Annotated in this window: 12 protein-coding genes; 10 read left to right on the top strand and 2 right to left on the bottom strand. The window is 44.8% G+C overall.

Annotation, left to right across the window (positions count from 1 at the left end):
* Window positions 1-37: 37 nt before the first annotated feature.
* On the bottom strand, window positions 38-1,492 hold the full coding sequence (locus ACN08Z_RS04225; RefSeq protein WP_419103346.1) for a lipopolysaccharide biosynthesis protein: 1,455 nt from the start codon (window positions 1,490-1,492) through the stop codon (window positions 38-40).
* 2 nt (window positions 1,493-1,494) lie between these two features.
* Window positions 1,495-2,604 (bottom strand): polysaccharide pyruvyl transferase family protein, encoded by a 1,110-nt coding sequence (locus ACN08Z_RS04220; RefSeq protein ID WP_419103345.1) that lies wholly within the window; start codon window positions 2,602-2,604, stop codon window positions 1,495-1,497.
* 299 nt (window positions 2,605-2,903) lie between these two features.
* Here ACN08Z_RS04220 and ACN08Z_RS04215 point away from each other — a divergent pair, with 299 nt between their 5' ends.
* The 10 genes from ACN08Z_RS04215 (at window position 2,904) to ACN08Z_RS04170 (ending at window position 14,013) form a co-directional block, all read left to right on the top strand.
* Window positions 2,904-4,097 carry a Coenzyme F420 hydrogenase/dehydrogenase, beta subunit C-terminal domain gene (locus ACN08Z_RS04215; RefSeq protein WP_419103344.1) on the top strand — a complete coding sequence of 398 codons (1,194 nt, stop codon included), beginning with the start codon at window positions 2,904-2,906 and terminating at the stop codon, window positions 4,095-4,097.
* A gap of 107 nt (window positions 4,098-4,204) precedes the next feature.
* Window positions 4,205-5,086 carry a glycosyltransferase family 2 protein gene (locus ACN08Z_RS04210; RefSeq protein WP_419103343.1) on the top strand — a complete coding sequence of 294 codons (882 nt, stop codon included), beginning with the start codon at window positions 4,205-4,207 and terminating at the stop codon, window positions 5,084-5,086.
* Between the two features lie 3 nt (window positions 5,087-5,089).
* Window positions 5,090-5,626, top strand: a complete 537-nt coding sequence (locus ACN08Z_RS04205; protein WP_419103342.1) for an acyltransferase — start codon at window positions 5,090-5,092, stop codon at window positions 5,624-5,626.
* A gap of 42 nt (window positions 5,627-5,668) precedes the next feature.
* A complete protein-coding gene (locus tag ACN08Z_RS04200; protein ID WP_419103341.1) occupies window positions 5,669-6,691 on the top strand; it encodes an NAD-dependent epimerase/dehydratase family protein in 1,023 nt (340 codons plus the stop codon).
* Window positions 6,684-7,682: a CgeB family protein gene (locus ACN08Z_RS04195; protein WP_419103340.1), complete on the top strand. Its 999-nt coding sequence runs from the start codon at window positions 6,684-6,686 to the stop codon at window positions 7,680-7,682. The genes ACN08Z_RS04200 and ACN08Z_RS04195 overlap by 8 nt, the downstream gene beginning before the upstream one ends.
* Window positions 7,673-8,731, top strand: a complete 1,059-nt coding sequence (locus ACN08Z_RS04190) for an RNA-binding protein (RefSeq protein WP_419103339.1) — start codon at window positions 7,673-7,675, stop codon at window positions 8,729-8,731. The genes ACN08Z_RS04195 and ACN08Z_RS04190 overlap by 10 nt, the downstream gene beginning before the upstream one ends.
* The gene (locus ACN08Z_RS04185; protein WP_419103338.1) at window positions 8,731-9,456 is read left to right on the top strand and encodes a cytidylyltransferase domain-containing protein; all 726 of its coding nucleotides are present in this window, start codon (window positions 8,731-8,733) and stop codon (window positions 9,454-9,456) included. The genes ACN08Z_RS04190 and ACN08Z_RS04185 overlap by 1 nt, the downstream gene beginning before the upstream one ends.
* A complete protein-coding gene (locus ACN08Z_RS04180; RefSeq protein ID WP_419103337.1) occupies window positions 9,453-11,696 on the top strand; it encodes an N-acetylneuraminate synthase family protein in 2,244 nt (747 codons plus the stop codon). Before ACN08Z_RS04185 ends, ACN08Z_RS04180 begins: the two co-directional genes overlap by 4 nt.
* The gene (locus ACN08Z_RS04175; RefSeq protein WP_419103336.1) at window positions 11,687-12,829 is read left to right on the top strand and encodes a glycosyltransferase; all 1,143 of its coding nucleotides are present in this window, start codon (window positions 11,687-11,689) and stop codon (window positions 12,827-12,829) included. The genes ACN08Z_RS04180 and ACN08Z_RS04175 overlap by 10 nt, the downstream gene beginning before the upstream one ends.
* Window positions 12,826-14,013 (top strand): zinc ABC transporter permease, encoded by a 1,188-nt coding sequence (locus tag ACN08Z_RS04170; RefSeq protein ID WP_419103335.1) that lies wholly within the window; start codon window positions 12,826-12,828, stop codon window positions 14,011-14,013. The genes ACN08Z_RS04175 and ACN08Z_RS04170 overlap by 4 nt, the downstream gene beginning before the upstream one ends.

Genomic DNA, 14,013 nt, shown 5'->3' with positions numbered 1-14,013 from the left:
TTTGGGGTAGAACTAAAAGTTCTACCCCAAAACTTTATCAATTAGATTTTATTGAATTACGTAAGGTATTAATAGCGTTAAGAAAATCTTGCCGCATTATGGGAACTAACAATATAACAATTGAAAAAGCCGATAAATAGACGAAACTCGTTATCATAAGATGAATTATTCCCGATCCTGGAATAACATAATATCCGACGTATAGGGTCGTCAATAAGGCTATACCGCAAGAAATAATAATTCTCAGTGAAGTGAAAAAAAGCCTCTTCGTAGAATATCCTGTAGCTCTATAACATATATATAGAGATAACGGCCATAAGAATGTCGGTGCTATTGCATATACCGAGGCAATAGCATATAAACCGAACGGAACCATAATACAGAATAAGACTATTCTCGTTACTGTCGATATGACAGTGTACTGTAGCAAAGCATAACTTTTCCCTTTTGAAAGGTAAACCCATCCTCCAGCAGAGGAGAGGTTTGAGATAGCATCGCCTACTGCAAATATAATTACTAGAGGAATAACTTGAGACCATTCAACTCCGAGTAATAATGGAATGGTATCCTGGGCAGTGGCTGCAATCCATAGACTAATGAGCGTTATCGGATAAAGAAAAGCAACTTGTGCTTTAGTAACATAATTATTAAAGCGTTCTTCATCATCTTGTACTTTACTTAAAGTACTGATGGCTACGGAGGTAAGGGGATTCCTAATTTGGTTCATTGGCAGGCGGATGACTTGCATTCCTCGGTTGTAATACCCTAGAGATACTGTCCCAAAAAATTTTCCAACTAAGGTTGTGTCAAGGTTTGAAGCCCAGTAGGTTAATAGACTCGAGCCAAAAATAGGGAACCCAAATTTAAAGAAATGCTGAATGCTTACTGTGCGATCATAGAATCTTGGCAACCATTTAGCAGCGTAAGATAGACATAATAAAGCTAAAAGATTTGTTGAAACCTGCTGGAAAACTAACGCCCAATAACCTCCACCTATGTGTGCAATGTAGATTGCTCCTATGAGAGAGCACAATCCGCTTAAGAGATCAATAGCTGCTATTTTCCCCATCTGCAAATTACGCGTCAAATCTGTGCGATATTGGGTCGCTGCACCTGAGATGGTGAAAACTAATGATAAGCATAACGTAATTGTCAGAACATCAGGTTCGTTATATACCCAGGCAAGTAAGGGAGCCAGCGACGCAGCCCCAATACTACAAAGAACGCCTAAACCAGTATTTGCCCACCAGAGGTTGTTTCGTTCCTCAAAAGATAATGTTTTTGCTTGAAGTGCCGCCGTAGACAGACCCATATCTCTGATAAGTTCTGCTACTCCGATAACGGCAGTTACCATTGCGAGCAATCCATAATCATGAGGGGATAGCATTCTTGCGAGAATTACTAACGATGCTAAGTTAATAGCTAATTTCCCAAATTGTCCAGCTGATCCGAGTAATGCTCCGCGTCCTGCTAATTGTGATAAAGAAGCCACGTCTATTGATGTCCTATTTTCTGCAATGAATGAACAGCCTTGCTAATGAGCGAATCTGCATAGGAACGCACGTCACGGGCTTCTTCTGCAAGATGTTCTGTTTTTGAGACAAGCTGAAGAACTCTTTGAGCGACGTTATTCTCTGTTCTAATATCGACAGTATGCGACCAGTTTATTTGGGAGAGAAGTGGTTCAAACTTTCTGGAATATGCCATTGGGATAGCAGGGGTGCTCATAGACAGAGCGTTTAAACATGCATGCATTCTCGCAGCAATTACTACTCTTGCTTTTCCTGCGATTTTCCGAGCGTCTAGTAAATCTTTCGGAGTAGCTACCTTTAGATAAGGATATTTTTCTATAAGCTCAGCGATTGGGTAGATATCATGGTCGAGGCGGCTTTGAGGGCTGTCAGAGAGAACATGGGGAAAGAGAGTGATATCTCTTCCATTTTTATGGAGATTTTCAATAATATCCATAATTGACAATCGATATTTTTCATAGTTAACATGTGGATTTTTGTCCCATAGAAGTCCTGAGACATTGAGTAGCACATCGTATTCTTTTTCAAGTTTCTCATGTTCTAGAGCGAAGACAACATCTGTTGTTAAAACTTCTGGGTAATGTCCTAACTTATTGGCATATTCTACGCTAATAGGGTCTCGTGAGAACACTTGCTTCGCTGTTTTAAGGGTTAACCACGCTGCAGACTTTCCAATAACTGTGTTGAAAGGTCCAATTGTTTGTGGTCCCATAACGACGGGAACTCCCCAAAATGGAGCTAACCAACTCAAGGTACTAGTTTTAATTTGTCTCTTGACTCCATAAATGTCAGAAAAACTATCACCTCCTCTGGCATCAATAATTAAGTCAAAACTTTTAAGCCACTTGTTGAATTCACTTTTTGGTGTTAGCGCAGATTTTAAGAGTAATTTAACCCGTGATATATTTATTGGACCATCATTATGAGGTAGAGATGAATCTCCTGTGCCATGGAAATATACTTCTGTTTTCTCGCCAAAAGCCTGTTTAGCGAGCTTCTCCATGCCTCTACCCAAAGCTGCAACGCCAAGGTTGTCGTGATTCTTGTTTGCCCATAAAATGAGTACTCGCATTTTTCCCCTAATAGTTAACTCTGTCAAACGATACCGGACGGAGATTCTTTACTTTAGCCACTATTGCCAGATGCGGTAGTCTAAGGAGACCAACGCTATAGAAATTATCTTAGTACACCCAATTTTTTTTAGGCAGGTGTCTTCGGGGGAAGTCTCCTAGTGGTGTCTGTTACTGAACTGGCTATATGCTCCGTAAAGTGGCTATCCTGGTAGAGGTATAAGGCTAGAATACTGTTTGATCATTCGCAATAAAATTTAAGGTAAAAATGGGGAAGTTTCGTGATTCGGTAGAGGCTGTCGTGAATAGCCAAATGTGCACAGGATGTGGTCTATGTGCAGCGATGTCTTCAAATATTCAGATGAAATATGTCAATGGGTTTATGCGTCCTGTATTTTCAGAATCGGCCTGTATAGAAGACAAAGACCATGAGAAAGCAAAGACTTTTTCTGTAGCATGTCCGGGACGCCGTGTTCAAGCTATCAAAACCCCAGAAGCTGAACGCCATGAGACTCTCGGACCAATTATTGGTATATGGCAAGCCTGGGCCGTAGATCCAGAATTTCGCGACAAGGGAAGCAGTGGTGGAACGTTGTCTGCGCTGAACGCCTGGTTGCTTTCAAGAGGAATTGCTACAAAAGTTGTTGGTGCTAGTGCATCAAGAGAGAACCCTCGTAAAACTGTTCCTGTTACAATTCTTAGCAGAGAAGAAGCGTTGGCAAGTGCAGGATCTAGATATGCTCCAACAAGTAATTTAAGCAATTCCGATGCTTTTCTTCAGGGTGTATCTTTTACAGGGAAGCCTTGTGAAGTATCGGCTAAAAGAGCATATGATAAAGCTAACGGACAGAACTCTCCCATATTACTAAGTTTCTTTTGCGCAGGTACTCCATCTCAGGATGCGACCGATAATCTTATCGAGAAGTTGGGAATCAGCAAAGAAACTCCTCTTCAATCATTATGGTATAGAGGTCATGGATGGCCCGGAGAATTCACTGCAATATCTAAAGACGGCAATAAAGTTTCGACATCATATAATGATTCTTGGGGTGCAGCGTTGGGGCCTACCGTGCAATGGCGTTGTAGAATCTGCCCAGATGGGGTCGGCGAATCAGCAGACATCACAGCTGGTGATTTTTGGGAAGCTGATGAAAAAGGATACCCTGAGTTTTCTGATAAACCTGGTCGCAGTGCGTTAATCGCTAGAACCCCAAGGGGATACCAACTGATACAGGAAGCAATTAAAGAAGGCATACTTGAAGCAATTGCTACCGACCCTGACACTGTAGCTAAGATGCAACCTTATCAATATTCTCGAAGAAAATACCTTATCGCTAGGATTCTAGGAAGTCGTATTTTTCTTGGGAAAACTCCTAAAATTGTTGGTTTTGGTATGTATAGAATTCTTTGGAAAGAGCCTAAAACTGTGTATAAAGAGATGCGGGGGACTATCTCTAGAATTAGGCATCGTAAACGTTCTGGAATAAAAAGCTAAATCTAAGCTGTGCCAGATGCCTTTAGTGTTCTGTTATATATAGACTGCTTACATCATAATAATATTTCAAATATTGCATATGTTTGGTTCTTTTCATGAAAGATAAAATGATATCTATCGTTATTCCGTTCTACGGTGATCCCGCAGATACGATGCCCCTTATCGAGCAGCTACAGTCTCAAGAGCTTTCTATTCCCTTAGAGATTATTGTTTCAGATGATTGTTCCCCTACACCATTTCCTGATTTAGAGGGCGTTATCGTCGTTCGTCGTGAGATTAACGGCGGTTTTGGCAAAGCTGTCAATTCTGGTATCGAGATTGCCCAATCTGATTGGGTTTTTGTTCTCAACAGTGATTTAACGATTGGACCAACTTTTATTGCAGATATGCTTGCCCAAAAGGAACGTCATGGGGTAGGTGTATATAGCCCTCAGGTTGTCGACCACGACGGAAAAGGTCAGTGGGTAGGACGAAAATTCCCGACTGTTTTCCATCATGCTTGTGAATGGTTTACACCTCTTGCCCGTTTTAAGGGGACTACCTGGTGGCATCGCTTGGTAGGGCACGATACTCGGTGCGCTACCGGAAAGACTGTTCACACTGATTGGGTAGTGGGTGCGTGCATGCTCCTGCCTGTTGAACCATTCCGTGCTATCGGGGGATTCGACCCTCGTTTTTATATGAATAGTGAAGAAGTCGATTTACAGAAACGTTTAACCGAGAATGGCGTACCATCTATTTTTGCCGGAGAAGTGAGCGTTGAACATGTCGGCGGTGGATCTTCTGCTGACGATAAACGTATTGGTTGGCTGGTTGACTCTCGATTTATATACGCAGAAAAATGGGGCTTCAAAAAACAACTTCACCGTTCCCTAACTGCTGTTAGCTACGCTAATTTTCTCGTCAACGTTGTACGTTCTTTACGAAATAAGGATGTTCATGCGCAAAGTATTCTTTCTAAAGAACTCAGTTATCTGAAAGGCCATTAGAAAATGAATATTGCTCAAAAGATTATTGAGTCTGTCCCCTCTGTTCGCTGGCATATATCTGCTGTTCTTTCAAAGACTCTTTACGCCAAAGGATTCAAAGAATTTGGTCATGGCAGCACTATTGTCTCACCTCTAAAAATGCGTGGTGTTGATTCCATTTGTATTGGCGAAAACGTCACTATCTATGAGGGCAGCTGGTTGCAAGCCGAATCTGGTGGGACTTTATCCATCGGCTCAGGAACATATATCGGGCATCGAACGCACTTTCATGCTGTTAAACCAGTATCGATTGGTGAAAAATGCGTTATCGCCGATAACGTCATGATTAACTCTGGAGAACACAGCCGTGAGGATCTATCTCACATTGTCTCTCGTGGTGAAATTAGGGTTGGAAATCAAGTCTTTATCGGACAGAACGCGGTAGTGCTAGCTGGCGTCACGATTGGTGATGGTGCCATTATCGGTGCTGGTGCTGTTGTGACAAAAGACGTTCCTGCTAGGGCAGTGGTTGCCGGTGTTCCTGCTAAACCTCTAAACTAATTAAAAATACTCGTATCTTATCTATATAAAATTTAGGGAAACATGAAAATTCTACTAACTGGCGGAGTCGGCTTTATCGGTCTGAAAACCGCAAAAAAACTTGTTGAACAAGGACATGAAGTTGTCGCGCTCGATAGTTTGTTAGAGCAAGTTCACCAAGATATCGAATCAGAAAAAGCACAGTTCCCCGGAAAAATTATTGTTGGCGACGTGGCGCTTCCCGCAACATGGGAGAACCTCGAAGGTGCTGATGCCATTATTCACCTTGCGGCTGAGACCGGAACAGCTCAGTCTATGTACGAAACTGAGCGTTACCGTAGCGTGAACGTTGACGGTACTCGATATGCAGCAGAATATGCCGTTAAATGGAATGCTCCTCTTGTCTCACTGAGCTCACGAGCTGTTTATGGAGAAGGTTCTGCCGAGCGTGCAACTCAAGAATCAGATCCTCACAAACCATTGTCTGTATATGGTGAAACTAAATCTGAAGGTGAAGATATCGTCCGTGAGGTAGTTGCTGGCAAAGTGCCGGCAACTATCGTCCGCCCACAGAACGTTATCGGTCCGGGACAAGCCCTCCATAACCCCTATACCGGCGTATTGGCGGCTTTTCTTGCACGCCTTCGTGAGGGTAAGAACCTTTCTGTGTATGGGGATGGTACTCAAACCCGTGACTTCATCCACGTAGAAGATGTCGCAGATATTCTGATTTGGGCGTTAACAAACCTCCCTGCGCTTGACGAATCTCCCCGTATTATTAACGCTGGTTCAGGTGAGCGTATTACCTTAGACCAACTAGCTCAGTATTCTATTGATGCTGTCCCTGGTGGTTCTGAAGCAATAATCGAACACGTAGATATCAAACGAGCTGGCGATATTGATCATGCTCTTGCTGATATGTCTTATGCGTATTCTTTGGGCGCACCTCAGGCGCGTTGGAGTGCACGTGAAGCAATCGCTGACTTTATTCAGAAGTCTTGGAAAGCTCCTGGTGCAGATAGTTCTGCCTGGGAGACTGCTCTAGAAGAACTCACTGAGCGGGGCCTTGCAGAGCATAATGACTAAACCGAAATTACTCTTAGTTTCTCCTGGGTTCCATGGTTATTGGATGACGATTCGAGATTCTATCGTCCGCCTAGGCTATGAAGTTGTCACCCACGTTTATGATGCTCCTGGAAATATTCAAGAACGTATTACGAATAAAATCTTGCATGATCTTCCTGAACGTTTTCGTCCAGAGAATCTAGAGCATCAGGTTACGGAGAAAGCTATCGCTGTTTTCTCGGAGCAGAAACCAGATATTGTCTTGGTTGTCAAAGGTGACCAGCTTGGCCACCGTTGGTGGGAGACCCTTGAACGGTCAGGGGTTCGTTATGGTACGTGGATGTACGATGAGCTTCGTCGTATGCGCTATACCGACGAGTTGCTTTACCACATCGGTCCTATCGCAAGTTATAGTCCTGCCGACGTACAAGACCTAAAATCTCGTGGTTTTGACGCCATTGATGTTCCTCTAGCCTATGACTCACACATGAAGATTGCGCCTTCAAAGGAAACACATATTAGTTTTGTCGGTGCTCGCTATGAGGGTCGTGAACGTATGCTTAAGGCTCTTCATCAGGCAGGTATTCCAGTTCGAGCTTATGGCAAACAATGGTCACGTCACTGGTGGGATGTAGCACGAACTCGTCAGTTTAAAGACCCCGGTTTGCCGACTGGTCGCGATTTAGATCGCTCTCAGGCATACGGTGTGATGGCGGCGTCACCCGGAACACTCAACATTCATGGAGACCAAGACGGCTTTACGATGCGCACCTTTGAGGCTTCTGGTGTTGGGGGTCTACAAATTATTGATCGTGATGATGTCACTCGATACTATGAGCCAGGGACTGAAGTGTTGACGTATTCTTCTACCGCGGAGCTCATTGAGTTATGCCGACGTATCGTTGCTGACCCACAGTGGGCTCAGAAAATTCGTGAGGCAGGGAAACGCCGTACGTTAGCAGAACACACATTTGATGAGCGCGTCAAAGTGCTGGAGACTTTATGGCTTTAAAATTTCCTCGCGATTTGTCTGCTTGGCAACAATGGCAAGCTAACTCTAAACCAGAACAACGAGTAAAAAACCTGCTTCGTAAGCTGAAGGGACGTCAAGAACAAAACATCGTATCCTGCGCTGTTTCAGGTGTTCTGCATATGAATCATCCTGAACCTGAGCTCTTGATTGTTCTTGAATCGACTTCTCCTACTTCGGTTGTTTCTTTGCTGCGCCCTGTGGAATATCTGAAGAATCCTCGTGTAGCAGTAATAGCTCCTATGAACGTTGAAGAGTTCCTTCCATCTGGCTCGTGGCGGGTTCACGAACTAGATACTGATGCTCTCACACAACAACGTGGCGTTAAGGTTGTTTTAGCTGCTGGGCATTATCTTCCATTAGGCGCTGCCGTGTACCGTGATGCTCAGAAGATGGGCTGGGAGTTTATCGTTGTTCAGCACGGATTGATGACACCTTTTGCCCCTCCACTTCCAGAAAACTCAACTTTATTAGCTTTTAGTGATGCTGATGGTGATTTTTGGCGCTCGGGAAGAGAAGATATTACTGTTCATACAGTAGGCTCTCAACTATTTTATGAAGCGGCGCAGAAACCTAAAGTTGATATTGAGAGTATTGATTCTACTCCGGTGTTTTTAGGGCAGATGCATGGCGCTGAGCTACCGCGTTTATCTTTTGCTCGGGCTGGGTATAAATTCTGTCTAAATCACGGTGCAATCTATCGACCACATCCTTCGGAAAAGGATAAACTGTCTTTAATAACTCATAAATTATGGGGACAACGAGGAATAACTGTGGACACGTCCGCAATCCCTCTTAATGAGATGACTCATCCAGTCGTTTCAATCTTCTCGACGGGAGTCTTAGAAGCTGCTATTCGAGGTATTCCTTCTTGGGTGTATCACCCTAAACCAGAACCATGGCTTATTGAGTTTTGGGAACGGTACGGCATGAATCGTTGGGGCGATTCTCCCACTGAACCTCCGGTTCAACCATGTACCGCACCCGCTGATACTATCGCTCGCATCATCGCAGAAAAATTGGAGAAATAATGCGCATTCTATGCGTTATTCCTGTGCGCGGAGGTTCTAAGGGAATCCCTCGGAAGAACCTCAAGCTCATCGCAGGTAAACCTCTGGTTGCATGGACTATTGAACAAGCTCTTGAAGCACAAGAGGCTCTGGCACCAGAACATATTATGGACGTCATCGTTTCAACAGACGACCACGAACTCGCAGATATCGCTCGTGAATATGGGGCTGAAGTTCCTTTTATGCGTCCTGCTCATTTAGCGGAAGATACTACGGCTACTGAGCCTGTTATCGAGCACGCTATTGAGTTTGTCGAAGAGCAGGGACGACGTCCTGACGCTGTGATGCTTTTACAGGCAACAAGCCCCGTTCGTTTACCTGGCACTCTTGAACGTGCCGTCCGTCAATTTGCTAGCTCTGATTCTGACTCTATGGTGGGAGTCATTCCTATCGGTCCTTTCATCTGGACTGCTACAGAACCACCGCAAGCTCAATATGAGGTGATGGCTCGTCCCCGCCGTCAAGAACTGACCCGCGAAACCTACCGTTACCGTGAAAACGGCTCAATGTATATCACGGCCACCGAAATTTACGAAAAGTACCATAACCGTCTTGCCGAGAATATTGAGCTTTTCTTACTCGACGAGGTAGAAGGTGTTGACATTGATGCACCTATTGACTTTGCTGTAGCCGAACACCAGCTCAACGAGATTCTTAAGACCCATAACGAAAGTAGCTCCTCATGATTATCGAACGTAATACCACCCCCTATGTAGTGTTTTCTGAGGATCCCGTTCTCACCGCTCTACAAAAAATTTCTGCAAACCAGCAGCGCATTATTTTTCTTGTGAACGAGTCCGGCGTACTTCAAGGCGCCTTATCTGACGGAGATTTCCGTCGCTGGTTGATCGCTCACCCGACTGAATCTCTTGAAACTTCTGCCCTTGAAGTTGCTAACAAGAACGTTCATAGCGTGCCTTTTGGCACGGATACGGCAGCTCTCAAAGCAGAATTCGCTAAAGGTATCTCACACCTTCCACTCGTTGATGAGCGAGGACACCTTATCGCTATTGCTATGAACGAACAAGACGTTCTTCGTATCGGTAAACATGAGATTACCCAAGACAGCCCAGCATTCATCATCGCAGAAATTGGAAACAACCACCAAGGCGATGTCGATTTAGCAAAGCGTCTTGTTGACCTTGCCGTAGAAACCGGCGCAGACGCTGTGAAGTTCCAGCTACGTGATATGGATGCGCTATACCGTCAAGCAGGTTCTCAATCTGCAGGTGAAGACCTCGGCGTACAATATACCCTTGACCTGCTTTCACGTTTCTCGTTGTCTGTTGACCAGATGTACGAAGTCTTTGACCACGTCAAAGAACACAATATGGACATTATGTGCACACCTTGGGACGCACCTTCTGTTCAGGCTCTTGTCGATTACGGTATCCAAGGCATGAAGATTGCTTCTGCCGACCTTACAAACCATGAGCTTCTTGAAGACGTTGCCTCTCGTGGTCTACCCATGCTGGTTTCTACAGGTATGAGCCGTGAAGAAGAAATTCGTGAGTCGGTCAAACTCCTACAGAATCGTGGAGCTTCGTACGCTCTCTTACAATGCCAGTCTGCGTACCCGGCACCGTTCAAAGACGTCAACCTTGCATACATGGATCGTCTTGCTGAAATTGGTCAGTGCCTTGTCGGCTACTCCGGACACGAACGCGGATATCACGTTCCGGTCGCTGCTGTAGCACGCGGAGCAAAAATTATTGAAAAGCACTTCACTATCGATAAAACTCTTGAAGGCAACGACCACACCGTCTCGTTGCTTCCAGAAGAATTCACCGCAATGGTGACTCAAATCCGTGAAGTAGAAGAAGCTATCGGAACAGCGGCTCCTCGTGAAGTGTCTACCGGTGAGCTTATGAACCGCGTAAACTTGGCAAAATCATTGGTTGCAACTCGTAATATTGCTAAAGGCGAGGTCGTTTCAGAAGCTGACGTTGCTGTTAAATCTCCTGGCCGTGGACTCCAGCCGAACTGCTTGCCGCAACTTGTCGGACGTACCATGCAACGTGATGTTGAAGCAGGCTCCTTCTTCTTTGAAGGGGATCTCAAAGATGACCTTGTGACTCGTCGAGACTTCACTTTTGACCGTCCTTGGGGTCTTCCTGTTCGTTACCACGACTACAAACCCCTCATTGAAGACTCAAAGCCTGATTTTCTTGAGTTCCATTTCTCTTATAAAGATCTCGAAATTAACATCGACGATGTCTTTGACCAGAAGCTTCCCATGAGCTTTACAACTCACCTGCCAGACCTCTTTGCTGGTGATTTCTTAGTAGACCTCGCCTCCCGTGACCAAGATATTTGGGAGCGTTCCATCGCTGAGGTTCAACGCACCATCGACATTACTCGTGACCTTACCCGTTACTTCACCGTAGATGATGACCCTGTCATGGTCGTGACCATGGGTGGTTTCACCAAAGACGGACATATCCCTGCTTCTGCACGTGCTGATAAGTATGAGCGTATTGGTGAGGCTCTTGGCAAACTAGATACTTCTGGGGTCCGTATCGCGGCGCAAACTCTACCCCCTTATCCTTGGTTGATGGGCGGTCAGCAATACCATAACCTCTTCCTTGACCCTCAAGACACCGCAGAATTCTCAGATACCTATAACACCGCGCTATGCCTCGATATCTCACACACCATGTTGGCTGCAAACTTCTTGAAGATTCCGCTATCTGAAGCAGTAGAACTATTGGCACCACGCTCTATCCACCTGCATTTGGTAGATGGCAAAGGTGTCGACGGTGAAGGCGTTCAAGTGGGTGAAGGCGATGTCGACTGGGCAGCTCTCGGTAAACAGCTTCGTGAGCTGACTCCTCAGTCATCCTTTATTCCAGAAATTTGGCAGGGCCATATCAACAACGGTGAAGGATTCTTTACCGCTCTAGATCGGCTCGAAAAGTGGCTCTAAAAGACACATCCCAGTTGCCGGTTGCTCTCTGGGCAATTCCGGTTCCTGAATTTGGTGGAGTAGCCCGGCACGTTGTAGATTCTGCACGTGCCGGGCTACCCGGCTATCAGCTGATTGTCCTCGCACCTGAAGGTGAACTCACCCGTCAGCTTCAAAAGCAAGGAACTGAGGTTATTACCGCGCAGTATGGCCCTGACTACGGTTTTGCTACCTCTTTTAAATCTTTGTTAGCAGCAATAAAACAGGTTCAGCCTCGTATCCTTCACTCACATCTTGCATATTCTGATGTTGTGGCATGTGCTGTGGTTCAGAGTCTTAAATTGCAATCTTTGGTGAAGAAAAGCATTCGTGTACCGTCTTTAGTGACAACCGAACACGGTATTGCTGGTAACGATGAGGTATATCATGGGAGCTCGTGGCGTTCTCGTTTAATGGCAGGAATCCATCGTGTCCGCTTGGCTGGTACAGATGCTGCGATTGCGGTGTCCCGTTCGACGGCTGAACAGATGCGCCGTAAATGGGGTGCCTCTAGTGTGAACGTCGTTCTGAACGGTGTTCACGGTACTGATCTTTTGAAACAGTTAGAAAGCTATCGTACGGAGCGAACATCTCAAAATATAAAAGTGCTTTCTCTTTCTCGTCTTTCTCCAGAGAAAGGTCTTGACGTACTTCTTGAAGCGTTTGCTCATTTTTCTGAACATAACCCTGATGCTTCTTTAACTATTGCGGGTAGCGGCCCATTACGTGAGGTATTAGAAGACCAGGCACGAAGCCTTGGCATTGAGACAAAAGTCCATTTCCCAGGGTTCGTGGATTCTGTCCAAGCCATGGCAGAACACGATATTCTAGTTCAGCTATCAGTATGGGAAAATCTTTCATATACGCTCATTGACGCTCACCTTGCTGGAATGAAAACTATCGCCACTGATGTTGGCGGAAACCGCGAGATTGTTGCTCCTGAAGATCTTATTCCTGCTATTACTAAAGATAACCGTGAAGACGTCATTAAGCTCGTTGCCCAAAAACTTACTCAAAAAGCACACACTGAAAAACCCACTCAACAGCAATGGGTTAGTGCAGAAGAAATGACAGCTAATATCGTGAACATCTATCAGAAAGTGAGTTCCTCATGAGTGCAGCTTCCCTCTCTGAACGTATGAATGGTGCTCTTACTGCCGAAGCAAAACACCTTAAAGAGAGTGCTGGCAGCATTATTCTGATTGACTTTATCTTTGGTATGTTTATGTTTGCCGTGGGCACACCACTTTTCGGCGTGCCTTTTGGTGTAGTAGTAACTGTTGGACTGCTCGTACATGCCTCAACAAGAAAAGCCCATTACGGTGATCCCAGACTTAACTTATTTATTGCTATTGCTGTTTTGGCTGTTGCTTATGCTGCAATAAACTCTGTAGTTTTTGGTATTTCTACAGTTGACGAAGCCTTTAGACGTGCAATCCGTATTTTCATTGTGATTCTTTTGGCGCTCTTTATCGGTGATAAAAGAATTGATGCGCGATCTTTGATTTTTGGTATTGCAACCGGCATGATGTTCAACGCCGCTGCATATTATGCTGGTATTGCACCGGATGCTTATACTGGATTTTTGACCGGTTGGTTTGGTGATAAGAACGTTTCCGGACTTTGGTATGCATTCATCGGTTTGCTCTTCTTTACTTATCTTGATGATAAGAAAAAGAAAATTCTAGCCTTTGCACTTTTTAGCGTACTGCTGTGGGAAACAGGTTCGCGTACTTCTCTTGCAGGCTACATGTTTGCGCTTTTATGGTTAACATTCGGTAAGAAAATTGGCCTTTTCGCAAAATTTGTTTTAGCTACTTTCATCGTGTGGGCAGTGGACTACCTAACAGAAAACTACGCTCAAGTTGGTGTTTTCGCAAACCGTGATGGTAGCGACTTGTTACGTGCACGTATTGACGAAGCAACGCTAGAGAAAGTTGCTCAGACACCATGGCATGGTCAAGGCTTTGGACAAGCCTATGTTTTGATTGAGGGTAATAATAGCCACTGGTTGTTTCATAATTCTTTCTACACGTTGTTCGTCGAAGGTGGTTGGGCCTGGATATTTTCAACTCTATTGATTACTCTTTTAGCCACAGTTCTTTGGAAGCAACAACATCAAAAAGGTAAAGAACGTATTATCATTGCCGAGGCGGCTATCGTTCTTCTTGCTATCTGTAGCTGGCGTCTTGGTGAAGTTATTCTAACTATTCCTTGGGCAATTGCTGTTGGTATTGGTCTTTCTTATTTGGTGAAGCCTGAAGATGCTATTGCTTTTTACAAAGAACAAAATACTTAA

It is taken from the genome of Rothia sp. P7181, from assembly GCF_048513015.1.
Lineage (GTDB): Bacteria > Actinomycetota > Actinomycetes > Actinomycetales > Micrococcaceae > Rothia.
This window is presented reverse-complemented; position numbering and strand designations above follow the sequence as displayed.